Genomic DNA, 22,060 nt, shown 5'->3' on the forward strand with positions numbered 1-22,060 from the left:
CCTACGGGGCGCATCTTCTCCCGCTCGCTACCGCTGCGGCCCCGGGGGCTGCTGCCAGGGCTGCCCCGGCTGACCCTCCTGGCCCGGCTGGGCCTGCTGCCACGGCTGGCCGGGGTGCGGCTGCTGCCCCTGCCCGTACGGCTGCTGCCAGCCCTGCTGACCGCCCTGCTGCGGATATCCGGGGTACTGCGGCTGCTGGCCCTGCTGAGGCGCGTAGGCGCCCGGATAGGGCTGCTGCTGGGCCTGGCCGGGCATCGGCGGGGCCACCTGCGGCGGCTGGGACCCGCCCTCGCCCGTCCACAGGCCCTGTTCCTGCTGGGCCCGGGTGAAGTCCTCCGCGACCATGGCCGAGAGGTTGAAGTACGCCTCGCGGGTCTTGGGCCGCATCATGTCCAGGTCCACCTCGGCGCCCGCCGACAGATGCTCGTCGAAGGGCACGACGATCACCCCGCGGCAGCGGGTCTCGAAGTGCGACACGATGTCCTCAACCTTGATCATCTTCCCGGTCTCCCGCACCCCGGAGATCACCGTGATGCTCCGCGAGACCAGATCCGCGTAGCCGTGCGCGGAGAGCCAGTCGAGGGTGGTGCTGGCGCTGCTGGCACCGTCCACGGAGGGCGTGGAGATGATGATCAGCTGATGGGCGAGGTCGAGGACCCCGCGCATGGCGCTGTAGAGCAGCCCCGTGCCCGAGTCGGTGAGGATGATCGGGTACTGCTTGCCCAGGACGTCGATGACGCGGCGGTAGTCGTCGTCGTTGAACGTGGTCGAGACCGCCGGGTCCACGTCGTTGGCGAGGATCTCCAGCCCCGACGGCGCCTGCGAGGTGAACCGCCGGATGTCCATGTAGCTGTTGAGGTACGGGATCGCCGTGACCAGGTCGCGAATGGTCGCACCGGTCTCCCGCCGCACGCGCCGGCCGAGGGTGCCCGCGTCGGGGTTGGCGTCGATCGCGATGACCTTGTCCTGGCGCTCGATGGCCAGGGTCGCGCCGAGGGCGGTGGTCGTCGTGGTCTTGCCGACACCGCCCTTGAGGCTGATCACCGCGATCCGGTAGCAGGAGAGCACCGGCGTGCGGATCAGCTCCAGCTTGCGCTGCCGCTCCGCCTCCTCCTTCTTACCGCCGATCTTGAAGCGGGAGGGGCCGGGGGTGTTGTTCTTCTTCGGCTTCTGCTTGCCCTTGATCAGCCGGTCCGAGGAGAGCTCGACCGCCGCGGTGTACCCGAGCGGCGCCCCCGCGTTCCCCGCCTGTCGCCGCTGGTCGGGCGTGACGGTCGGCCAGCCGCCGGTACGGGGGTCGGCCGGGGCCGCGGGAGCGGCGTGGGCGTCGGGGCGCGGATAGCCGTAGCCGTCCTGCGGCTGCGGCATGGCGGTGCCGTCGCCGGGCTGCGGGAAGCCGTACCCGCCCTGCGGGCCCGGCACGCCGGGCTGCTGTCCCGGGAACTGCTGCCCCTGGACGGGGCCGGGCGGGGCGTACGGTCCGGACTGGCCGGGTTCGCCGGGCTGGCCCGGGTACGTCCGCTGGGGCTCGGGATAGGGCTGGTGCTGCTGCGCCGGGGTGGCCGTCTGCGGGAAGCCGTAACCCCCCTGGACGGGCGCCGGGCCCTGGCCCTGATCGGCCGGGCCGGGGGTGGGCTGGGCGCCGGGCTGCGGATAGCCGTAGTGGGGCCCCTGCGGAGCCGACGGGGCCTGCGGGCCGGGGCCCGGAGCGGGCTGCTGATAACCGTCCTGCGGGCCGGGCACGTTGGCCGTCGGGGGCGGCCCGCCTTGGGCCTGGGGCGGCAGCGGGCCCGGACCGGCCTGGCCGGGGACCGCGCCGGGCTGGCCGGAAAACCCTGCGGGCGCGCCCTCACCGGGACGCGGATAGCCGTAACCGCCCTGCGGTCCGGGCCCCGCGGCGGCCGGCTGACCGGGCTGACCCTGCGTCTGGGGCGGCGGAGGCGCCCAGGACGCGTCCTGCTGGGGCGGGAGCGGTGCGCCGGTGCCGGGGACGGCGGGCCCGGCAGGTCCATCAGGTCCGTCCGTCCGCTGCTCCGGAACCGGAGCGGGAGCCGGAGCCGGTGCGGCGCTCTCGGGCGAGGCGGGCTGGAAGTCCGGCGGCAGGGGCGGCAGCCCCGACTGCGGAACGGGCGGCGGAGCCCAGGTGGCGGCGGGCTGTTCGGGGGCCGGCGCGCTCGGCGGCACGGCGTCCTCGGGCACCGCGTCCTGCGGCTCGGCGCTCGCCTCCTGCCTCAACTCCTCCATCTCCCGCCGCAGCGCGGCCGTGGAGAAGCGCAGCGTGCCCTCGCTGCGCAGATGGCCGCCCGTACGGTCGTCCGTGTCCGCGGAGCCGGCATCGGCGCCCGCACCGGACCCTGAACCAGCACCGGAAGCAGCGAACGAACCGGAACCGGAAGCCGAACCGGAACCGGAATCAGTCGCGCCGACCGCGTCGGCCTCGGCGCCCTCACCCCGCTTCGCGGCCACTTCGCGCCGCAGCGCGGCGGTGGAGAACCGCACGGTGGAGTTGCTGACCACATCGCCGTTGTCGCTCTCGTCGGAGCCGGACTCGGAGCCGGACTCGGAGGCATCGTCCCGAGGGGCCGCGGCGGGCGCCAGTGTGAAGTCGTCGTCATCGACGGAAGCGGGATCCGGTGCCGCCGGGACCTCCGCCTCGTCCTCGGAAGCCTCGCCGGAGGACCCCAGGGGCTCAGGGCCGTCCGATGCCGTGTCACCCTTCGCGGTGTCAGCCGCGGACGGGGTCGCCGCATCCCGCTCATAGTCGGACAAAGGAGGCCGACGGGTCTCCTCCTCGGACTCCTTGGCCTCCGGTTCGGGCCGCGCCTCGTCCTCCGCCTGGGCGTGGACCTCCTCCACCTCGGAGGCGTCCGACGCGACATCGGCGGAGGGTGCCGCGGCCGGCGTCGGCCAAGCACTCGGAAAGCCGCTCGGCTCCGGCGCCCCCGGCACGGACACCGGAGCGCCCGTGGGCGGCGGAGGCGGCGGAATCGGTGCCCCGGTACCCGCGCCCGCCCCGATTCCACCGGAACCACCGGCCGACGCCGGGCCCGTGGAGGCCGGCGAGGACGACGACGAAGCGTTCTGCGTGTACCACGCGGGTGGGGTGTAGTCGATGGTGAACTCGCCCGTGTGCTCGGTCTCCGCGTCGGACCGATCATCGCCGGGTGTGTTTCCGCCCGTGCGGATCTCGTCCCGATCGCTGCTCACAATGCCTCCTGGTGTGGTCGAACACCCTTGAAATTCTTGGCGAGGCCGATCTGTTGCCGATCGCTACTGTCGTCCGACCGTTCGGCTTTCCCCTTTTGTGACGTTGGGGATCCCTGATCAGGTCCCCCACCGCGTACCCCAAGACTAATCACCATGGGTGCCGCGGGGGCAGGCCTGTCCCGCCACTCGAAGCCGTCCACCACATGATGTGGACCGCTCTCGAGCGACGTCGATCAACGACGGACCAACCCTGAGGGGTTCTGCCCGGGTCAGTCCACCCGACGCGGAGATCCCAGCAGCCCCGTCTCGGCATCCGTTGCCTGCACGGTGACGAACTGCCGTCCGGCGCGTGTACACCAGAGGGTGACCCAGTCGGGAAGGGTGGACAGCGCCGTGACGTCGCTCTGCGGCAGGCCCATGATGCGACCTATCTCCCGGGCCTCGTCCGGCGAAACGCGCTGAATGCCGACCAGTCCGGCGTGCTCGAGCAGCCGGGGCGCGACCGGGCTCAGATACGGCAGCAGGGTCAGCACCGACTGCCAGGGCAGAGCGGAGACCCGGCCGCGCGGCGGACGCATGCCGCAGTCCCGGACGACCAGGACCGGGCTGCCCACCGAAGGTCCTTGCGGTGGTACACGGCCCACGTCGAAGACGGTCATGCACTGCTGTCCGCCGCCCGCGACCTGGACGAGGTTGGTCCACAGGTGCGGCCGCCCGGTCTCGATGGCGATACGGGCGCCGGTGGCCGCCGCCCGGAAGGCCAGGACCTGCGCGGTCCACAGTCCGCCGACGAGGACCACGTCGAACGGTTCGGGGCGGTTGAAGCCGAGGACGGCGGGCTGGTTCTGCTCGTCCACGCCGATGATGACGCCGTCGTCGCCGATGGGCAGCGCCAGCGCCGCCAAGTCCTCCAGGGGCAGTGTCTGCCGTCCGCGCCGGGGACCGATGAGCCCGTAACCGGGGTGCGTCCGGTGTGCCGCGCCCGGGACACCGGACGCCCCGGGGCCACCGGCACCGGAGGCCATGGGGCCGGAGCCCAGACCCGCTCCGGGACCGGAACCCGGATCGGAACCATGCCCGAAAGCACCGGAAGACCCGGAAGGACCGGAGGGAGAAGCGGCGGGGGAGAAGGCGGAAGTGGCCATCAGCGGGTGCCTCCCAGCGGGAGCGTCGCGAGCACACCGGGCAACTGCTCGCGGTCGAGACGTACCAGCCCGACCCGCACCCCCCGCGCGGCGCGCTCCAACGCCTTGCGGGCGGTGACCAGGTCGGTGTCGCTGCGCCCGGTGACCCGGATGTGCCCGGTGACCGAGGAGGCGTTACGGCTGCCCTCGTCATGCTTCAGGGTCAGGCTGAAGGTGGACGCGAGCGCGGGCATGGAGGTCAGCAGCGCGACGAGCTGCGGCAGCGGCACCGATTCCGGGCCCATCTGCGGCCAGCGGCCCACCCAGTAGGTGGTGTGCCAGCGGTCGTCGCAGCGCCAGGCGCGCGAGGTCTCCACCGTCCGGCGCGTGGGTGTGCTCGCGCGCCCCGCCTGGGTCGCCGCATGCGGGTTGACACACGCCGAGGTGGCGATGGCAGTGGTCAGTTCGCCCTCGGCCAGCGGCCGCGCCGAGAAGCCGGCGCCGGTCAGCCGACTGGCCAGCTGGTCCACCGCGCGCAGCAGGGACCGCTGAGCACCCTCCAGACCGCCGCCGCGCGCCCGTACGGCCTCCGGGCACAGCTCGGGATTCAGCTTGAGCGCCACCCAGGTCAGCCGGATGGCGGGTGCTCCGGCCTGCTCCTGAAGCGGGGCGTAACTGCGCGCCGCCGCGGCCTGTTCGGGCAGATGGGGCGCGGGCGCCGTCTGGGAGTGCTGCACCACCTGCACCGACTCCAGCCGTATGCCGTCCACCTCCAGCGCGTCCTGCAACAGCGAGAGCGGCAGCGGCCGCTTGGTGCGCAGCGGCCGCAGTGGAGCGTCGGTCGACTGGACCTGGAGCACCGCGGTGAGGAACGTACCGTCGCCGATCATTCCGATCTCGCGGCGGTCCCGCGCCACATAGGCGTAGGTGCGCAGCGCCGGATCGCATTCGACGGCGGGCGCGAGCGACGGGTCGACACCCGCCGGGACCGGCCCCTTGGCCTGCTTCTGCCGGGCGCGCAACGCGCTGATGGTGATGAGCCAGTCGATGAAGGGCTGCTGTCTGCGCCGCAACACCGCGAGCAGCACCAGGACGAGGGCGACGATCCCGGCGGGTATCAGCAGCAGTGAGTCGACGGTCCAGGCGACGACGAGGATCGCGGCGGCCGCCTCGATGAGCACGAGCTGATACAGCCGCAGGGGACCCAGGCTCGCCGTGCGTGAGGGCTGCCGTGGTACGGCGGCATGCGCATGGGTGGCAGAGCTCATCCCGGAGACCCCCGCTATGTCCTGGTGCTGTCCTGGTCGATTGTGTGTTTACGGTATCGGAAAGGCGCGTGAAGGGTGGCTGGGGTGTCAGATGACCCGAGTGGATGAGTAATCTCCTACGGGGACTACGGGACTACGGGACTACCGGGGACACGGCGACTACGTCGACTACGGCGACCAAACGTAGGCACTGCACAAGCACACACGGGGAGAAGCGGGCGAGACATGGCATCGCGGCGGGATGAGCTCAATGCCTACACCTTTGCGAAGAAACGGATGGTTGCCTCGTTCGTGCAGCCCTCGCCCACCGTCATGGACGACGGTGCGCCGCGCCCGCTGCGCGCGTTTCTCCCGGGTGTCGTCGTCGCGGCGCTGATCCTCGCCGGATTCGGCGCATGGGGCATGATCCGGCCGACCGCGCCGAAGGGGTGGGACGACACCGCGTCCCACATCATCGTCGGCAGCGATTCGACGACCCGTTACGTGATTCTCAAGACCGGCGGGAAGAAACAGCTGCACCCGGTCCTCAACCTCGCCTCCGCGAAACTCCTCCTGGACCAGAACAAGTCCGACATCATCCGGGTGAAGGAGTCGCAGCTCGACAACGGCGACATTCCGCGCGGGCCGACGATCGGAATTCCGTACGCCCCGGACCGTATGCCCTCGGCGAGCGAGGCCGTCAAGCAGAAGCGCTGGGTGGTCTGCGAGCAGCCTGGGGGCGGGCAGGACAAGACCGCGCAGAAGGCGGTCTTCGTCCTCGCCGACCGTGAGGCGTCGAAGGTCGAGGGCCCGGAGCGGCTGCGCGGCGGCCAGGTGCTGTACGTCGAGGGGGATTCGGGCCGCTACCTCGTCGACCGGTCCGGCACCAAGTACCTGCTCGGTGGCCCCAAGGGCGAGAAGAGCATGTCCGCCGGTCAGTACAACCTGCTGCTGCGCACGCTCTTCTCGGAGGGCGCCAAGCCCCAGCAGGTGACCGACGACTGGCTGGACACCCTGAAGGACGGCGCGCCCGTGGTGTTCCCGCAGGTGCCGGGGGAGCCGAACACCTCGGCCGGCATCGACTCGCTGCCGGACAAGGCCAACAGGGTGGGCATGGTGCTCCAGGCCCAGACGGGCGGCGGCGTCCAGCACTATGTCGTGGTGCCGGGAAAGGTGCAGCCGGTCTCCGACTTCACCGCCAAGCTGCTGCTCAACAGCGAGCAGCTGAGCGGACTCAACCAGCTCAGTAAGCCGATGCAGGTCAACCCGCAGGACTTCGTCTCCGACTCCACCGTCTTCGCCGGTGACACCGCCTGGCCGGCCGAGCCTGCGCGCCAGGTGAACTCCGCCGAGGGCGGGAGCGGCGCCCGGGACACCGTGTGCAACATCCTCACCAAGGTGGCCGACAACGGCACGCCCACGCTCGAGACCTGGGCGGGCCGGGACTACCCCGCGACCATCGTGGACGGCGCCACCAGCGCGTACGTCACGCCGGGCACCGGCCTGTTCTACCGGCAGTTCCAGGGCCGGGCGACCAGCACCGGTCAGGTCTTCCTCGTCACCGACACCGGCCTGCGCTACCAGGTGCAGGCGAACAACGACGGCAGCTCGGGCAAGTCGAAGATCGGCGCTGACGGTTCCGGCTCGGCCGCGCAGCAGGACGCGCAGTCCGGCGGGCAGACATCGGCGAACCAGGCTCAGGTGAGGCTGGGATACGGCGATGTGAAGCCGCTGCCGGTGCCGCTCAACTGGTCCCAGTTCCTGCCGATCGGGCCGCGGCTGGACACCAACAGCGCACGGCAGCCGCAGGGTTCATGACGATGGAGCAGCCACGTATGAGGCGCATCGCCGCCCTGTCCTCGGCGGTGGCACTGGCGTGCCTCACCGGCGCGACGGGCGCCGCCGCCGCACCGCCCGCCGCCGCCGTGCTCGCCCTGGACGGCAACGGCGAGTGCACGTTCCCGATGAAGAAGCAGATCAAGGGCACGCCCTGGTCGCTTCAGCGGCTGGTGTTCGACCGCTTGTGGGAGGACACCAAGGGCAAGGAGAAGAACGGCAAGCCGGTACGGGTCGCCGTCATCGACACCGGTGTCGATGACACCAACATCCAGCTCAAGACCGCCGTCGACAAGGCGAGCGGGGCGAATTTCCTGCCCCCGGCCAAGGACGCCTCCAAGGAGGAGCGGAAACTCGCCGAGGACCCGACGGTCGACGAGGTCGGGCACGGCACCAAGGTCGCCGGCATCATCGCGGCCCGCCCGCGCGAGGGCACCGGCTTCGTGGGGCTGGCGCCCGAGGCGACGATCATCCCCCTCAAGCAGAACAACGCCGAGGGCAAGGGCACGCCGCAGAAGATGGCGGAGGCCATCCGGAAGGCGGTGAAGGAGGGCGCGCGGGTCATCAACATCTCCCAGGACACCAAGGGAGCCCGCTCGCAGATCGACCTCGAGCAGGCGGTCGCCTACGCGGTCCAGCAGGACGTGGTCGTGGTCGCGGCCGCCGGCAACGACGGCGCGGACGGCGAGTCCAAGCGCACCTATCCCGCGTCCTACTCCGGTGTCCTCGCCGTCGCCGCCTCCGACCGCAACAACGAGCGCGCGTACTTCTCGCAGAGCGGCGATTTCGTCGGCGTCGCGGCGCCCGGTGTCGACATGGTCTCCACCGTGCCCAAGGGCGGGCAGTGCGTGGACAACGGCACCAGCTTCGCCGCCCCGTACGTGGCCGGGGTCGCGGCCCTGATCCGCGCCAAGCACCCCGACTGGTCGCGGCAGGAGGTCATCGCCCAGATCGAGCAGACCGCGGAGCGGGGCGTCAACGGCCGCGACCGGTACATCGGTTGGGGTGTGGTCGACCCGGTCAAGGCCCTTACCGACGACGACAAGAAGATCGAGCGTCCCACGGCCGACACCGGCCCGGCGGCGAACGTCCCGAAGCCCGAGCCCGGCCGCCTCACGCTGGGCGAGACCCCGCAGGAGCGCCGTACCCGGCTGGCCACGTACGCCCTGGGAACGGGTGCGGTGGTCGTGGCGATCACCGCGGGCGGTGCGGTGGTGCTGCGCGACTGGCGTCGCCGGCGCGACGCGTGAGGCCAGGTCGTCACCCGTCCGTCTCCGGCGTCCCATCCGTGTAACAACCGCATACGTGTTGGTCATGCACACGGGGATGCTGACTAGAGTGATCCTTGACAGCTTTGGTCGATGCCCACACGGGACGGTCACAGAGCACCGCATGTCCCACGGCATCCGATTCATGGGGGAAGGTGTGCCATGGCGGAGAAGCTCCGCGTAGAAGGTCATGATTTCAAGACCCTCGAAAGCGCCATCGACTGGATGGAAGGTCAGCTGACCGAGCGGATCGGGAAGCTCAACGGCGTGATCGACCACGTCGAGGGCCACTGGAAGGGCATCGCGGCAGGCGCGTACAACAACCTCCAGACGGAGGTCAACAACGACGTGCGCCGCGTGAACCAGCTGCTGAGCTTCACCCGCGAACTGGTGAAGGCGAGCCGGGACGGGTTCGACCAGGAGGAACTCGACCAGCTCAGGAACATCAACAGCGTCGGAGGCGGGGAGAGCGGCATCCTCGGCTCCTTCCACGCCTCTTGATCCTCGTGACCCGTCCGCCTCGCATCAGGAGTTAGAGCTCAATGGAGATTACGTACGAAGGCGTCGTCGAAGCCTCGAACACGGTCAGGACCGAGGCCAACCAGCTCAAGACCGACCTCGACACCATCATGAGGCAGGTCAAGGCGGTGTCCGAGTCCTGGACCGGTGAGGCGCAGCGCGCGTTCAACGAGCGTCAGCACGAGTGGAACCAGCGCGTCGACCACCTGCACACCACCCTCCTCACCATCTCGAGGAAGCTGCTGGAGGCTACGGAGGGCTACAAGGCCAATGACCACCGTCAGGGCCAGCGGTTCGCTTCGTAGTCACAGACGCAGCGGCACACCCTGCGGTCGTGTCGTGGGTGCGGGACACGCGATCCGGGTCGCGTGTCCCGCACCCACGAGTGCTGGAATCCAGGTATTGAAGGAGGTGCTTCATGGCTGAGTTGGCGCCGGACGGGGGTGGCTCCGCTACGTCCCCTTCTTCGCCGGACCTCGACGCTCCCACCGAATCCCTTCAGGAGTTCAAGAAGCGCGTTGACAGGCTTCTCACCGAACTCGACAAGTCGAGCGCCGCACACGGCAAGATCTCCGAGCAGAAGGTGACCGCCACCGCCTACGGCAAGAACTTCCCCGAGGCGCTGTCACTGTCGAGCGCGTACGAGCTGGTGCACGGACGGCTGGAGCTGCTCTCCCAGACCCTGGGCGAGCAGCTGGAGGCGATGGGCATCACGGTGAGCGCGGCCGACAGCGACTACCAGACGGTGGACCACGAGCACGGAGAGCGCCTGAAGGCCATCCAGAGGCGTACCCAGGCGTATTACGAGCAGTATCAGAAAGAGCACGACCCGAAGGGCCATGACAAGACCGGCGAACCCAAGACGGGCGGCGGTAAGAGCAGTGGTCACGACGGCATGTGATGGGTGAACGGGGGATGTAGACATGGGCGAATCCAGTAAGCTGCCGCCGCTCAGGATGTGCTACAACATCACCAGTTTTGAGCATGCGTCGTTCGAAGACATGCTCGCCATGATCGAAGGTACGGATGAGCAAGAGATCATCCGGCGAGGCAACGCGCTGACGAAGGCGCAGGGCGAGATCGAGAAAATCGGCGACGAGCTCAAGAAGCGCGTCGGCAGGGTCACCTGGAAGGGTGAGGGCGGCGACGCGTTCCGGAACTGGGGCGACGACTTCGCCAACCAGGCACTGAAGCTGGCGAGCTTCGCCGGCTCCGTCGGCACCGCCATGGAGACCGCGGGCCAGGCGCTCAGCGAGGTCAAGAAGTCGATGCCGGATCGGCCGGCGGGCTCGCAGGTGTGCTACGCGGACCAGGAGAAGGAAGAGAAGCGCCTGGAGGGCCTGAAAAAGGTCCGCGACGAGGCGCTTCCGCAGATGTACAAGCTGGCCTCGTACTACAGGTCGTCGCAGGAGACCATCGCGGCTGCCCAGGAGGACGAGCCGGTCTTCAAACCGCTGCCGAGTCAGATGCTCCCTGACACCGCGGTGGGCGGCGGACAGGAGAGCTACAGTACGTCCGGTGGTTCCGGGGGCACCTTCCACACGACGGGCGTCTCCGGCGGGGCGTCGCCGCATGTGACCAGCCCGTCCACGGTGACTCCGGGCTCGCCAGGGCATGTCTCGCCGGGACATGTCAGCACTCCGTCGATCCCGGAGAGTCCGGGGCACGTCACCGTCCCGGATTCCACGCACACCAATATCGACAGTGTGCAGCACTTGCCGCCCACCACCACGCCGCAGCTTCCCACCGGCGGTGCACCCCCGGTGACGCCGGTCGGTGACGGACCCGGGCCCGTGGGCCTGCCCGTATCGCTGCCGCCGACGACCAGAACCACACCCGGTGTGGGCAAGGTCAACCCTTCTGTGGGCAAGGTCAACCCCACGGTGAACAAGGTCAACCCCTCCGTGGGGAAGGTCAATCCCACCGTGGGGACCGGCGGCACGCGGGACCCCATCGCCAATCCCAGGCTGTCGAACGGACAGGTCCAGCCGGTCAACGCCCGGCCCAACAACACCGCGCGCACCGACAGGAGCATCGTCGGCGGTATGCCCAACCCCCAGGCGGGCACGAGCGGGAACCCCCGAGGGACTCGGGGGACGGTCATCGGCAGGGAAGCGACCGGGCCTGTGGGCCGCGTGGGTTCCGGTCAGGGGCCTGGGGTGTCCGCGGCCGGTCGGCCGGGAGGCGTCATCGGCGCCGGCCCGAACCGGCGGTCTGCGGCCCCGGGCCGGACCGAAGGTACGGTGCGTCGCACCAGCGAGCTGCGGACCGGCGGGGAGTTCACCCCCGGTGGGAGCGGGCTCGTCCGGGGGGCGGCCGAAGGACGGGGCCCCGCCGCGCCGGGACGCACCGAGCGACGGAAGAGTCAGCGCGAGGAAGGCCGGGAGGTGCCCGACCATCCGACCGAGGACGAAGAGACCCGGAACGAGGGCCGGCGCGGCACCGTGCCTCCCGTGATCGGGTAAAGCCCCTCCGCAGAAGCCGCGGACGATGGCGAGCACAGGACGAACAGGCGATATGGAAACAACGCTCAACCAGTTCCGGAGCCGGACGGCAGTGGTCATCTCGCTGCTCGCGTCCTTGCTCGCCATCATGGGGCTGATCGCCCCCGCCGCCACGGCGGAGAGCATGCGGGAGCGCCAGTGGTATCTGGACCGCATGCAGGCGGAAAGCATGTGGAAGGTCAGCACCGGCAAGGGCATCACCGTCGCGGTTCTTGACGGCGGGGTCGACGCGTCCGCTCCGGAGCTGAAGGGGAAGGTGCTCAAGGGCAAGAACTTCGTGGAACCGAGCAAGGACGCCCGTACGGACCCGGACGGGCACGGTACGGCCATTTCCATGCTCATCGCCGGAAACGGAGACAACGGCCAGGGCATCAAGGGTCTCGCTCCGGATGCGCGCATTCTGCCGCTCACGGTATTCGGTTCGACGAAAGAGTCAGGAACCAATAGCGTCCCGGGTCTCATCAATGCCATTCGCTACGCCGCGGACAGCGATGCCCAGATCATCAACATGTCGCTGGCCTACCCGTACTATCAGCTCAACAAGAGCGAACAGGGCAAGCTGCAGAAAGCGGTGGACTACGCGGTCAGCCGCGGCAAATTGCTCCTCGCCGGTTCGGGCAACGACGGGGAGACGTCAAACGACGTCACCTATCCGGCAGCCAGCAAGGGTGTGGCCGGAGTAAGCGCAGTCGACTCCTCGTCGACGGTGACCAAGTTCTCGAACCACGGATCGTTCGTCGCTCTTGCCGCACCGGGTCAGGACATCCCGATCCGCTGTATCGGCAAGGCCGGCTACTGCCGCAGCTGGGGCACCAGCCAGGCTACGGCCATCGCCTCCGGCGCGGCCGCTCTCATCTGGGCCAAGCACCCGTCCTGGAACGGCAATCAGGTGCTGCGCGTCATGATGGACACCGCGGGAAAGCCCACCGAGGGTGAGATTCCCAGCCGTTACATCGGCTACGGCACGATCCGCCCCCGCTACAACGTCCTCGAGAACAAGGGAGAGCCGGGCTCGGCCGACACCAACCCCCTGGTGCCGGCGCAGGCGGACGGCTCCCCGTCCCCCTCCTCGTCGCAGGGCCAGTCCCCGTCACCGGCCAAGGGCGGCTCCTCGGCGAGCGACACCGCGGCCGACAGCAGCGGTGACGGCGGCAGTGGCAGCGGCGTCCTTCCGTGGGTCCTGGGGGCGGTCGGCGTCCTCGTCGTGGTCTGCCTCGCGCTGTTCGTGGTCCGCCGCCGGGCGGGCTCGCCCAGGTGATGACCCGTTCGAACCGACGTATTCCCCAAGCACGTTCCGAATTCGCTACAGGAGCCGTTGCCCGATCGGTGACAGCCGTTACCTCGTGCTAGCGTGCGAAGCAAAGGTTATGCAGCACATCTGCGCTCTGGCCATTTGTTCGCAAAGGTATGACGGTTTCGCGAACTGGTCAGTAAGGGGGAAGCGTGAGCGAGGACATCTTCCGTGAACTGCAACAGTTCCAGCAGTATGCGGAGAATCTACAGCGGCTGATGTCGGACATGCACGACCGAGTGCCCCAGAGTTCCGAAGGAACGGACCCGCAGGGTGCCGTCTCCGTGACCCTGGGCGCCGACGGACTTCCGGAGTCGATCAAGATCGCGTCGGACTGGCAGCGCCGACGGGCCGTCGGGGACCTCGGCAGCGCCGTCGTCGAGGCGTTCGAGTCCGCCATGAGCGACCGTCTGGAGCGCTGGTCACGTTCGCTGGAGCAGTCCGGCTGGGAAGCGCGGGCCGAGCAACTCGACGACGGCCTCGCCTCGTCCGCGTCGACGGCACCCGCCCGTCCGTTCCCCGAGATCTCCGACCACGACGTGCGCTACGTCCTCCGCAGGCCCCTGGACGAATCGATCGAGGACGCCCTCACGGCACTCGACGCCGTCGACCAGCTGGACGCCAACGCGTTTCTGCCGCCGGAGGTCACGGGAGATTCCGCCGCGCGCCGGGTCACCATCACCGTCACCGCGCATGCCCTGGTCTCCTGCGAAGTGGACCCTCAGTGGGCCGCCGGGCAGTCGACCGTCCGGCTGAACCAGGCGCTCAACGAGGCTCTGAACGACGCCCGCGGCAAGCTCGGCAGCGCTGAGAGCCCCGGCGCGGCCGGCGTCGCGAACCTGCATGCGGACGGTCTGATGAACGAGTTCCTGGCCATGATCAAGGACCCTCAGCGCTTCTTGGACTGATACGGAAAGGAGAGAGGGCCCATGAGCAAGCTCAAGGTCATCACGGACGCGATACGCGCTGACGCCAAAATGTGGGACGAGCAGGGCAGGGCGATCGGCACGGTCGGGACCAACATCAGCGGGTTGAAACGCGATCGGCTCCAGGTGGGCATGTACCAGATGTTCTTCGGTGCCTACATGGATGCCATCGACCATCTTTCGGGGCGGTGTTCCGAGGGAGAGAAGCGGATGACGGAAATCGCCGACGCGCTGGTCAAGAACGCGAAGGCGTACGACGATCACGAAGTGGAAACCACGAAGTCCGTGGAAGACGCCTACTAGTAGCCGGCGGCGTACGGGGAGACGGGGAAGGCGATGGCATTCAGTCAGACGCAGTTCGAAACGCTCATAGAGAAGATCGAGGACAAGCTGGACAAGCTCGTCAAGGACCTCACCACTTTCGGCAAGAACATCAACGGGGCGGTGGACCACTGGTACGTTCCCGCGGCCGTGGCGAAAGCGGTGGTCGCCGCGGCGAACAAGCTCATCGAGTGGGTGAATGGGATCCTCACCAAGATCGGCCACTTCCTTGAGGGCGTCGTCGCCCCGGTCATGTTGTTCATCGACGCCAACAGCTGGAAGGGCAAGGGCATCCACGGCGACGCGACCACCGCCTCGTCCAGCACCCAGAAATTCAACCTCCAGGCTCCCAAGCAGTGGAAGGGCGAGGGAGCTGACGCGTATACCAACGCCGTCTTCCCGCAGTCCGCCGCGGCCGGTCAGGTCGCGAGCAACGCGAATTCGATCGCGGATATTCTGCTCACCGCCGCCATTGCCGGAGTGGCCTTCTACGGAGCGATCGCTGCTTTCCTGATCCAGTTCATCCCCGCCATGGCCGGCGCGCTTGCCGCGAGTACGACCGTCGTCGGCGCCATCCCGGCCGCGATCGTCGCCATGGGTGAGGGGGTGGCCGGCTGGCTCGTCATCGCCGGCGCGGTGACTACTCTGCTGGGCGTGCTGGGCGACCAGGCCAAGGCCATGGCCGACCTGAAGAGCAACGCCAACGACAACAGCTCGTTTCCGAACGGCCATTGGCCGGTGGGCACGGCCTGACGTGCCTGACATGACGATCTGAGGAGAGCCTGTGTACGGACCGCGCGTCGCCCTCTGGGCCGTCGGGGTGGCGTCATTTGCGTGGCTGGTGCTGCCATTGCTCACCGACTGGGCCATCGGTCTCCCTCCGACCCCGGTGATCTGTCTCCTCTTCGCGCTTGTGGTCCTCTGCCCGGCGGCTGCCCAGTTGCTGGCGAGGCGGCATAAGGAGCGGCAGGAGCGGACCTGGTACGCCGAGAACTTCGCGTCGTTCGAGGAGTTTCGCGGCTCCGTGGACTGTGCGGCCGTGCTGCGGATCCGGGAGACGAGGGGTGTGGGGCGAGCTCTCCTCGAGGTCAGGCGCCAGTACCCTTCAGTCCCGCTCAAGGTGGCCGCTCGGCTGGTCAGGGAGCTCTGAGCGGCTCGAGCAGCGCTCGCTGAGCGGCAGGGCTCGTACGGGCCGGGACAGCCCGGCCCGTACGAGCCCTCCTCTGCTCCAGGCCGGCCGTAAGCCTGCCTCCCGGCTCAGTCCACCGTCGGCACCCACGCCGTCTGGATCAGCGACGCCCCGCCGCGCCGGGAGACGAAGAAGCCCCGCCCCGGCGGCAGCGGCCGCGCCTTGACCTGGCCCAGCAGCTCGCCTTCGCCCGGCGAGCCCGACAGCACGACGCCCTGTGCGCCCAGCTCCTTGAACCGCTGCATGAACGGCTCGTACGAGGAGCGTCCCGCGCCGGCCGTCGTCCGCGCCACGATGATGTTGACACCGGCGTCCCGCGCGTAGGGCAGGTTGTCCACCAGCTCGGCCATCGGGTTGCCGGACGAGGTGGCGACCAGGTCGTAGTCGTCCACCACGATGAAGGCCCGCGGGCCCGACCACCAGCTCCGGTTGCGCAACTGCTGCGGGGTGACGTCCGTCCCCGGGATGCGCTGGCTGATGAGGGTGTTCATATCGGTGATGTACTTCTCGAAGGCGTTCTGCGTCGTGCCGTAGCCGACCAGATGGGGCTGGGGCACGACCTCCAGCAGACTGCGCCGGTAGTCGCCGACCACGAACAACCCCTGCTCCGGGGTGTAGCGCTCGGTGATCTGCTTGATGAGCAGCCGCAGCAGAGCCGTCTTCCCGGACTCCGACTCGCCATAGATGGCGAAGAAGGGGTCGGTTTCGAAGTCGATGAAGACCGGTTCGAGGTTCATCTCGTCGATACCGATCGCGATACCCCGCTCCGGCTGCTCATGACCGGACGGGATCTCGCGCACCGACAGCGATCGCGGCAACATCCTCACCTGCGGCGCGTGCGGACCGGGCCAGTTGTCCACCGAGGCCCTGACGAACGCGGCGGTCGCCTCGGCCAGGTCCTCGGGGTTGCCCGACGTGCCGTCGATACGCGGCAGACCGCCCAGGAAGTGCAGCTTCTCCGGAGTGAGACCGCGCCCGGGGGTACCCACGGGCACGTTCGCGGCGACCTTACGGTCGAGCTCGGAGTCCATCGGGTCGCCGAGCCGCAGCTCCAGCCGGGAGAGGAACTGGTCCTTGAGCGCCGCTCGCATCTCCATGTAGCGGGTGACCGTGACGATGAGGTGCACCCCGAGGCCCAGGCCGCGCGTCGCGATGTCGGCGACGATCGGCTCGAGCGCCTCGTAGTCCGTCTTGAAGGACTGCCAGCCGTCGATCACCAGGAAGATGTCGCCCCAAGACTCACCCGGCAGCTGCCCGGAGGCGCGGAGCTGCCGGTAGGTACCGATGGAGTCGATGTTGTTGTCCCGGAAGAACTCCTCGCGCCGGTTCAGCACGCCGGTCACCTCGGCGATCGTACGGCGGATCTTCTCCGGGTCCAGACGTGAGGCGACGCCGCCGACATGCGGCAGCCCCTCGATCGCGATCATGCCGCCACCGCCGAAGTCCAGACCGTAGAACTGCACCTCGTGCGGGGTATGGGTGAGCGCGAAGGATCCGGCCAGGGTGCGCACGACGGTCGACTTCCCGGAGCGCGGACCGCCGACGATCAGCATATGGCCCTGCGCGCCGGAGAAGTCCCGGTAGAAGATCTCCCGCCGCTGTTCGAACGGCTTGTCCACCATGCCGATCGGGACGCACAGACCACCGCTGCGGGCATAGCCGGAGGCGTGCAGACCGCGCTCGGGCGAGACCGCGAGCTGCGGCATCAGCTGGTCCAGGGACGACGCCTCGGTGAGCGGCGGCAGCCACACCTGGTGCGCCGCCGGACCGCGGCCCTCCAGCCCGTGCACGATGACGTCCAGCACCGTGTCCGCGAGCGCGTCGTCCCCCCGGTCGCTGTCCGCCGTGTAGGTGAAGGCCGGGTCGGGCTCGGCGAAGCGGACCGGCACCGGGGAGGCGGTGAACAGCACCGGGCGGCGGTCGGTCGGGATGGGGCCGCTGCCCACCACGGTCGACGTGGACGAGCGGTAGGGGCCGGACACATAGGCCGCCTTGAAGCGGACCATCTCCTCCGTACCGAACTTCAGATACCCCGAACCGGGCACCGACGGCAGGTGATAGGCGTCCGGAACGCCGAGCGCCGTACGGGACTCGGCGGCGGAGAACGTCCGCAGACCGATGCGGTACGACAGATAGGTGTCCAGACCCCGCAGCCGGCCCTCTTCGAGACGCTGGGAGGCCAGCAGCAGATGCACCCCGAGCGACCGGCCGATGCGGCCGATCTGGATGAACATCTCGATGAAGTCGGGCTTCGCCGTCAGCAGCTCGCTGAACTCGTCGATGACGAGGACCAGGGAGGCCAGCGGCTCCAGCGGGGTGCCCGCCGCACGCGCCTTCTCGTAGTCGTGGATATTGGCGTAGTTGCCCGCGGAGCGCAGCAGCTCCTGACGGCGCTGCAGTTCACCGGTGATCGAGTCGCGCATGCGGTCGACCAGCGTCAGATCGTCCGCGAGGTTGGTGATGACCGCCGCGACATGCGGCAGTTCCGCCATACCCGAGAAAGTCGCGCCGCCCTTGAAGTCCGCCAGGACGAAGTTGAGCGTCTCGGAGGAGTGCGTGACGGCCAGGCCCAGCACCAGCGTCCGCAGCAGCTCCGACTTTCCGGAGCCGGTCGCGCCCACACACAGGCCGTGCGGGCCCATGCCCTCCTGGGCCGCCTCCTTCAGGTCGAGCATGACCGGGGCGCCGCTCTCGCCGACCCCGATCGGCACGCGCAGCCGTTCCGCCGTCGAGCGCGGCCGCCAGGTGACCGCGGGGTCGATGGACGCCGCGTCGCCCAGATTGAGCAGATCGGTGAACTCCAGGTTGGTCAGCAGCGGCTCGTCGTCCCCGCCGCCCGCGGAGATCCGCAACGGGGCGAGCTGCCGCGCCAGCGCCTCGGCACCGGCCAGCGAAAGGGCGTCCGGTACGCCCTCGTACACGGCCGACGCCGACTCCACCCGCAGCAGACCCGGCCGTACGATCAGCGACAGACCGCCGCGCAGCTCGTCCAGGCCGCCACGGATGACCTCCAGCACCGTCACGCCCTGGAGGCCCTCCTGGGCGGCCAGCAGCGAGTCGGGCGGCACCAGACCGCCGTCCAGGATCACCACCACATGCGGCGCGTCCAACAGCGGCTGCCCGTCCCGGTTGAACCGCGAACGGCCCTCCAGCTGGTTCTTCAGCAGATCCTCGACCTCGGCCAGATTGTCGCTGAACAGCCGCTTGGTCCCGGCTCCGTCCACCGATCCGGGCACCTGGGTGTGCGGCAGCCACTTGACCCAGTCCCACTCCTCCGTGGCGCCCGCCGCGGCCACCACTGCGATCACCAGGTCCTCGGGCGAGTGCAGCGCGGCAAGGCTCGCCACCAGGGCCCGGCTCGTCCCCAGGGCGGTCTCCGGCTCGCCGGAGACCGTCAGGTGGTAGAAGGCGCGCAGGCTGACGGCCATTGGCATACCGTCCAGCGACCGGTGGACCGCCAGGAACTGCTGCATGGCGCCCGCCGACAGCGGCTCCAACTCCTCCACCGGGGCGGTCTCCGGTGCCACCAGCGGGGTCCACAGCTCCTGGGGGCCGAGCCCGATCCGCACCTGGACGAAGTCGTCATCGGTGATCCGCCGCTCCCACAGCCGGCTGCCCTCCGCCACCAGCGACCACAGCTGCTCGGGGGAGGGGTGGAGGAAGAACTGCGCGTCGCGCTGCGCGCGCGCCGTACGCTGCACCCTCCGCCGGGTCTTGGCGAGGTATTTGAGATAGTCGCGGCGGCCCTCCACCGCTTCGCCCTGCGCGCCTTTGCGATACCGGATCGCCTGTGCGATGGCCATCGATACGGTCGACAGCAACATCATCACGCCCATGATCTTCATGAACGGCGCCGAATTCGGCATGAAGAAGAAGACCACCGACGACCCCATGCCGAGCATGGGAAGCAATTGCATCGCCATGCCTTCCTGAGTGCCGCGGGGCAACTCAGGAGGGGATTCGAGTCGGAGTTCATCCGCGGGCATCTCGGGCGGAGTCTCCCGAGGCGGACGTTTCACGATGATCTGGCTCATCGGCCTGTCTATCCCCCGATACGGCTGAACAATTGAGGACCTGCTGAGGACCGCGCGCACGCTCGCGGCGTGTCATTGCGGCGCCTGCCCGGCAACGAACCGATCCTACGTGTCGGGACGATAATCGGCGCCCGGTAGGGTGACCTCCCGCACACTGTCAGACATGACGCGTCCGGACGGAAGACGCGGCGAGACGCTAATGAGAGGGCCACGCAGGTGAGTTCGACCACATCGACCGGTTTCTGCCGAGTGACGGTCGTCGCACCCGACAGCCGCATCGACGTCGCCCTCCCCGACGACATAGCCCTTGCGGATCTGTATCCGGAGATGCTCCGGCTGACCGGCCAGACCCAGCCCACGGGAACCCCGGTCGGCTACCACTTCGTCCGCCGCGACGGCACCGTCCTGGACGGTTCCCGCTCCCTCGCGGCGCAGCGCGTGCTGGACGGCGACGTGCTGTCCATGCGTCCCTTCGCGCAATCGCTCCCACCCGTCGTACGCGACGACGTCTCCGACGCCATCGCCTCGACGGTGGCCGGCGACCACGCCCTGTGGAACGCCCGCTACCTGCGCGCCTGCGGCCTCTTCGGCGGGGCCCTGCTCCTGGTCTTCATGGGCTTCGTGCTGTGGTTCGCCGATCCGGTCAAGCACGACATGCACGGCCTGCCCGGCATCATCGCCGGCGGCGTCGGCCTGCTGCTCGCGGTCTTCGCCGGCGTACGGGCCCGGGTCTACGACGACCGGGGCTCCGCCGTCGCCCTCGGCCTCGCGGCACTCCCGCACGTGATGATCGGCGGCTCCGGCGCCCTGGCGCTGGACCCGGGCGAGGGCATCGGGCGGCTTCAGTTCCTGCTCGGCAGTGTCGCCGTCCTGATCGTGTCGGTCGCTCTGGTCGCCGCCATGCCCTCCGGCGACGCCCCGTTCGTCGCCGCCGTCGTCCTCTCGGCGTTCGGCACGGTGGCCACCTTCTGCCAGATCCTGACCGACACCAGCGCGGCGGGCACCGCGGCCGTCTGCGTAGCGGTCGCCATCGCCGCCATCGCGTTCCTCCCCGGCCTCTCCGCGCGCGCCGCCCGGCTGCCCATCGGATACGTCGCCCCCCGCGACACCTCGCGCAACGACTACGGCGCCTCCGGCGGCCTCGACCCGGACACCCCCTCGTCCGCCGCCGCCCGGCCGGTCGACGGCGAGCGGATCGCGGCCCAGGTCAAGCGCGGTCACGAGCTCCTCCTCGGCCTGGTCGGCGGGTGCGCGGCGGTCGTCGTCGGTTCGTCGGCGGTCCTCGGCTTCTCCGACGGCGCATGGGCCCAACTGCTCGCCCTGGCCGCCGGTCTGGCGATGCTGCTGCGCGCCCGTCTCTTCCGGTACACCTGGCAGGTCGCCTGCGTCCTGGCGTCCGGCATCGTCTCCCTCGCCCTCCTCATCCTGGGACTCGCCCTCAACCCGCCGACGAGCGCCGTGATCGACCTGCTCAGCGGCGACAGCGGCCCGCTGAACATCCGTACCGTCTGGCTGACCGCCTCCGTCGCCTTCGGCGCCCTGATCCTCATCGCGATCGCCTTGATCGTCCCGAAGAAGAGCGTGACGCCCTTCTGGGGCCGCTTCGGAGACCTGGTCGAGGGAGCGATGCTGCTGTCGATCACACCGCTGGTGCTCGCCGTCCTGGATGTGTATGCGACGGCGCGCGGCTTGGTGAGCAAGTGACGTTGTCCGGCGCGCAGTGCCGTTGCGAGGTCGGCGGGGTCGGAGAGGTCGGAGAGGCCGGCGGGGTCGGCGAGGTGGGAGAGGCCGGCGGGGTCAGCGAGGTGGGAGAGGTCGGCGAGGTCGAAGAGGCCGGAGAGGTCGAAGAGGCCGGAGAGGTCGGCGAGGTTTCGCACGTGCCGTTCCGGGCCCGGTGACGCATGAGCCGTTTCTTATGGCTGCGCACGCCGGACATGCCGGGGTGGGGGAACAGGCCGAAGGACGAGAGCGTCTCCGCCCAGATACGTGCGTTGCCCGAGGGGCGCAGATGGCCCATCGAGACGCTGGCACACCCCGAGCGCCGTTCCCAGCCCGGCGCGGGCGGCGACCCCCTTGCGCCCATCACCCTCTGGGCCGACCCGTACCGAGAGCGCGTCTACGCCCACCTCGTGCCGCAGGCCGCGGACAAGGGCTCGCCGGTCACGTACCACGTGACCGGCGCGGCCGGTGAACACCTGGCGACCATCACCTACGAACCGGCCCTGCGCGGCGGCCGGTTGAGGCCACGGTGGACCGTGCGACAGACGGGGGCGCCGGAGGCCGTGGGACTCAAGGGGCGGATGGTGTGGTGGTGGCTGTGGTGGCTGCTCGCCCCGGTGCACATCCCCCTCGCGATCGCGCTCAGCTTCACCCTTGAGGAGGACATCGCACTGCCCTTCCCGCGCCGGATCAGGTGGCGGGCGGGCGGCACGGGCAAGGCCGTCCTGGACTGGCGAAGAGTCGGCCGCAAGAACGAGAGCGTCGAGCACGACAGCCGCTTCAGTCCGTGGCTGCATGTGGCGGCGGACTGGTGGGATCCGCGGGTGGCCGCTGCTCTGCTGGCGTTGCTCAGCTGACGCCGATGGACAGCGGAC

At 69.5% G+C, this 22,060-nt stretch carries 18 protein-coding genes; 14 read left to right on the forward strand and 4 right to left on the reverse strand.

All coding sequences use genetic code 11. The features are described 5' to 3' along the window. Positions 1–27: 27 nt before the first annotated feature. The 3 genes from PS467_RS29700 to eccE all read right to left on the reverse strand — a co-directional run bounded on the left by PS467_RS29700 (position 28) and on the right by eccE (position 5,599). Complete coding sequence (locus tag PS467_RS29700) at positions 28–3,207, reverse strand: SCO5717 family growth-regulating ATPase (RefSeq protein WP_311037791.1); 3,180 nt, start codon at positions 3,205–3,207, stop codon at positions 28–30. Between the two features lie 269 nt (positions 3,208–3,476). Further along, complete coding sequence (locus PS467_RS29705) at positions 3,477–4,352, reverse strand: hypothetical protein (RefSeq protein ID WP_432280647.1); 876 nt, start codon at positions 4,350–4,352, stop codon at positions 3,477–3,479. Continuing rightward, positions 4,352–5,599, reverse strand: coding sequence for a type VII secretion protein EccE (eccE, locus tag PS467_RS29710; RefSeq protein WP_311037793.1), 1,248 nt, complete (start codon positions 5,597–5,599; stop codon positions 4,352–4,354). The genes PS467_RS29705 and eccE overlap by 1 nt, the downstream gene beginning before the upstream one ends. A gap of 225 nt (positions 5,600–5,824) precedes the next feature. Here eccE and eccB point away from each other — a divergent pair, with 225 nt between their 5' ends. The 11 genes from eccB to PS467_RS29765 all read left to right on the forward strand — a co-directional run bounded on the left by eccB (position 5,825) and on the right by PS467_RS29765 (position 15,393). Further along, positions 5,825–7,396, forward strand: a complete 1,572-nt coding sequence (gene eccB, locus PS467_RS29715) for a type VII secretion protein EccB (RefSeq protein ID WP_311037794.1) — start codon at positions 5,825–5,827, stop codon at positions 7,394–7,396. Positions 7,397–7,413: 17 nt separating this feature from the next. After that, positions 7,414–8,664, forward strand: a complete 1,251-nt coding sequence (mycP, locus tag PS467_RS29720; protein ID WP_311037795.1) for a type VII secretion-associated serine protease mycosin — start codon at positions 7,414–7,416, stop codon at positions 8,662–8,664. Between the two features lie 180 nt (positions 8,665–8,844). Continuing rightward, on the forward strand, positions 8,845–9,183 hold the full coding sequence (locus PS467_RS29725) for a WXG100 family type VII secretion target (protein WP_268974737.1): 339 nt from the start codon (positions 8,845–8,847) through the stop codon (positions 9,181–9,183). A gap of 41 nt (positions 9,184–9,224) precedes the next feature. Then, positions 9,225–9,506: a WXG100 family type VII secretion target gene (locus PS467_RS29730; RefSeq protein WP_268974738.1), complete on the forward strand. Its 282-nt coding sequence runs from the start codon at positions 9,225–9,227 to the stop codon at positions 9,504–9,506. A 113-nt stretch (positions 9,507–9,619) separates the two neighbouring features. Then, complete coding sequence (locus PS467_RS29735) at positions 9,620–10,102, forward strand: DUF2563 family protein (RefSeq protein WP_268974739.1); 483 nt, start codon at positions 9,620–9,622, stop codon at positions 10,100–10,102. Positions 10,103–10,124: 22 nt separating this feature from the next. Then, positions 10,125–11,666 carry a hypothetical protein gene (locus PS467_RS29740; RefSeq protein WP_311037796.1) on the forward strand — a complete coding sequence of 514 codons (1,542 nt, stop codon included), beginning with the start codon at positions 10,125–10,127 and terminating at the stop codon, positions 11,664–11,666. Between the two features lie 52 nt (positions 11,667–11,718). Next, positions 11,719–12,963, forward strand: a complete 1,245-nt coding sequence (mycP, locus tag PS467_RS29745) for a type VII secretion-associated serine protease mycosin (protein ID WP_311037797.1) — start codon at positions 11,719–11,721, stop codon at positions 12,961–12,963. Between the two features lie 185 nt (positions 12,964–13,148). After that, complete coding sequence (locus tag PS467_RS29750) at positions 13,149–13,904, forward strand: YbaB/EbfC family nucleoid-associated protein (RefSeq protein WP_311037798.1); 756 nt, start codon at positions 13,149–13,151, stop codon at positions 13,902–13,904. 21 nt (positions 13,905–13,925) lie between these two features. Continuing rightward, positions 13,926–14,225 (forward strand): hypothetical protein, encoded by a 300-nt coding sequence (locus PS467_RS29755; RefSeq protein ID WP_268974744.1) that lies wholly within the window; start codon positions 13,926–13,928, stop codon positions 14,223–14,225. Positions 14,226–14,258: 33 nt separating this feature from the next. Further along, on the forward strand, positions 14,259–14,996 hold the full coding sequence (locus PS467_RS29760) for a hypothetical protein (RefSeq protein ID WP_311037799.1): 738 nt from the start codon (positions 14,259–14,261) through the stop codon (positions 14,994–14,996). A gap of 31 nt (positions 14,997–15,027) precedes the next feature. Next, positions 15,028–15,393, forward strand: a complete 366-nt coding sequence (locus tag PS467_RS29765) for a hypothetical protein (protein ID WP_311037800.1) — start codon at positions 15,028–15,030, stop codon at positions 15,391–15,393. A 107-nt stretch (positions 15,394–15,500) separates the two neighbouring features. On the opposite strand, the gene eccCa is transcribed toward PS467_RS29765, so the two are convergent. Beyond that, a complete protein-coding gene (gene eccCa, locus PS467_RS29770) occupies positions 15,501–19,466 on the reverse strand; it encodes a type VII secretion protein EccCa (RefSeq protein ID WP_311037801.1) in 3,966 nt (1,321 codons plus the stop codon). A gap of 216 nt (positions 19,467–19,682) precedes the next feature. On the opposite strand from eccCa, the gene eccD reads away from it, so the two are divergent. The 3 genes from eccD to PS467_RS29785 are packed head-to-tail and all read left to right on the forward strand — an operon-like array spanning position 19,683 to position 22,042. Beyond that, on the forward strand, positions 19,683–21,170 hold the full coding sequence (eccD, locus tag PS467_RS29775; protein ID WP_268974748.1) for a type VII secretion integral membrane protein EccD: 1,488 nt from the start codon (positions 19,683–19,685) through the stop codon (positions 21,168–21,170). Next, the gene (locus PS467_RS29780; RefSeq protein ID WP_311037802.1) at positions 21,167–21,364 is read left to right on the forward strand and encodes a hypothetical protein; all 198 of its coding nucleotides are present in this window, start codon (positions 21,167–21,169) and stop codon (positions 21,362–21,364) included. The genes eccD and PS467_RS29780 overlap by 4 nt, the downstream gene beginning before the upstream one ends. A gap of 3 nt (positions 21,365–21,367) precedes the next feature. Then, on the forward strand, positions 21,368–22,042 hold the full coding sequence (locus PS467_RS29785; protein ID WP_311037803.1) for a hypothetical protein: 675 nt from the start codon (positions 21,368–21,370) through the stop codon (positions 22,040–22,042). Positions 22,043–22,060: the final 18 nt, after the last annotated feature.

Origin of the sequence: Streptomyces luomodiensis, assembly GCF_031679605.1 — a bacterium.
In the GTDB taxonomy this organism is placed as follows: domain Bacteria; phylum Actinomycetota; class Actinomycetes; order Streptomycetales; family Streptomycetaceae; genus Streptomyces; species Streptomyces luomodiensis.